Here is a 1637-nt window from a genome sequence, read left to right on the forward strand (position 1 = left end):
ACTTTGGAGACGGTTCTCGCACGGAAGGTGGAGGAATCACCGACACGCCTTGCGGTCGTACCCTCACGACTCAGACGGATGCCTCCTTCATCCTGTGAAGCACCACCTGAGCTGCCGTCATTTCCTTCGGCAGGAGTTCCGATATCGATCCCTTCATCACTATCCATGCCTTTACTTGATGCGCCTATATCTGTGCCATCTTCCATCGCACTATCATACCCTCCATCTGTAGAGACTGATGTCGGCGTATTTCCGAAGCCATAGGTTGGATTGCTCTTATTGATCGTGCCGGATGCGCCACCACCTGCTGGATTCGAACCTCTCCAGTAGCTCTTATCCATACCTGCTTTGTCCAAAGCTAGGGAAGCATCTCCTTTGCTCATATCACTGATGTCGATTCCATACTTCCTCGCTGCACGCGCCTGTTTCTCCGTATGTGGTTCGGAAAAAGCTCTTGGCGGGATGTTTCCTGCACCTCCGGATCCCGAACCACTTCCGGGACCGTTTCCCGGATTGCTTCCCGGATCATATGCGCCTGTCATAGGATTGTTGGAACCGATACCACCTCCATCCGGATAGTTCCCGAGCGAGTTCAGGCCCAGCATCCTGCCGGCTCCATAAGTCCCCAGAGCTGCCGCTCCTGTGGCCATCCCGATTCCTTTTTGTCCGATTGCCTGTGTGACTCCTTTCAATGCGCTCATCGCCTGGAAGCCCTGCATCGTCATGAAGAGTCCCATGCCATCCCCGCCGATGAGCTGAGCGACTTGACCGGGACCGACCAAGACAGCCAGCATGCCACCCAGGAAGAAGATCCCCTGGCCGACGATGCCGAAGTTTTGTACCGTTTTAGAAGATGTGACAGCCAGGACAAGCAATAGGATGATATATTGCAGGACGTTCGAGATCAGATCAGCACTGATCAGTTTGACCCATAACCCGAAGCTCCTGTCGTCCGGATTGATGATCCCGGAAATCGGATAGGGAGATATCAGGATCTTGACCGCGATGGAGATCATCCTCTGTGATATCTGTATCGCCATCAGTAAGAACATATAAGCGCCGCATACCCCTTCTACGATCAGAAAGATCAGCATGGTGGTATCCGGAAAATAGATATAATCACCGTCAGCTCCGATCAATGCGGAGGTGATATTGAAGAAGCCTCCTACAATCGGTACGCCGTCGAACCAATGATCCATACCGCCTTCCGTGGCGTTGATGTCGATCAGCTGGTAGGGAGGATATTGACCATTGCTTGCGGAACTGATAAAGATCTGGGAAGGCATCCCTTCATATTCCTTATACAGCTTGTCAACAATCTCCTGTTGAAGCTTGTTGTCTGTTTTTGGCTTCGTAGTCGCGAAATTGTTCTCTACTACGAAGGAATCCGGAACACTGTCCATCACGACGCTCGTAAAAGCGGTGAATTCTTTGATCACCAGCGGAGTCATGGCAACGACTAAAACGATTGCGATGATACGGAAGATCATCCGTAATCCGCTCAGCTTCAATACATATTCTTCATCGATAGTCGCTTTCAATAACATCGTGAAGGCTCTGAGCAGGGTGAACATCAGGAGGAACATCATCAGGATGTCCCACCATTGCCACACCGTTGAATTTGAGCCGATATCGAA

At 51.1% G+C, this 1637-nt stretch carries 1 protein-coding gene; it reads right to left on the bottom strand.

The features are described 5' to 3' along the window. Positions 1-1547 (bottom strand): hypothetical protein (locus tag NE665_RS23640; RefSeq protein WP_256302678.1); only part of this gene is annotated, 1547 nt, incomplete at its 3' end. Between the last annotated feature and the right edge of the window lie 90 nt (positions 1548-1637).

The organism is Clostridium sp. DFI.1.208 (genome assembly GCF_024463855.1).
In the GTDB taxonomy this organism is placed as follows: Bacteria; Bacillota_I; Bacilli_A; order Erysipelotrichales; family Erysipelotrichaceae; genus Clostridium_AQ.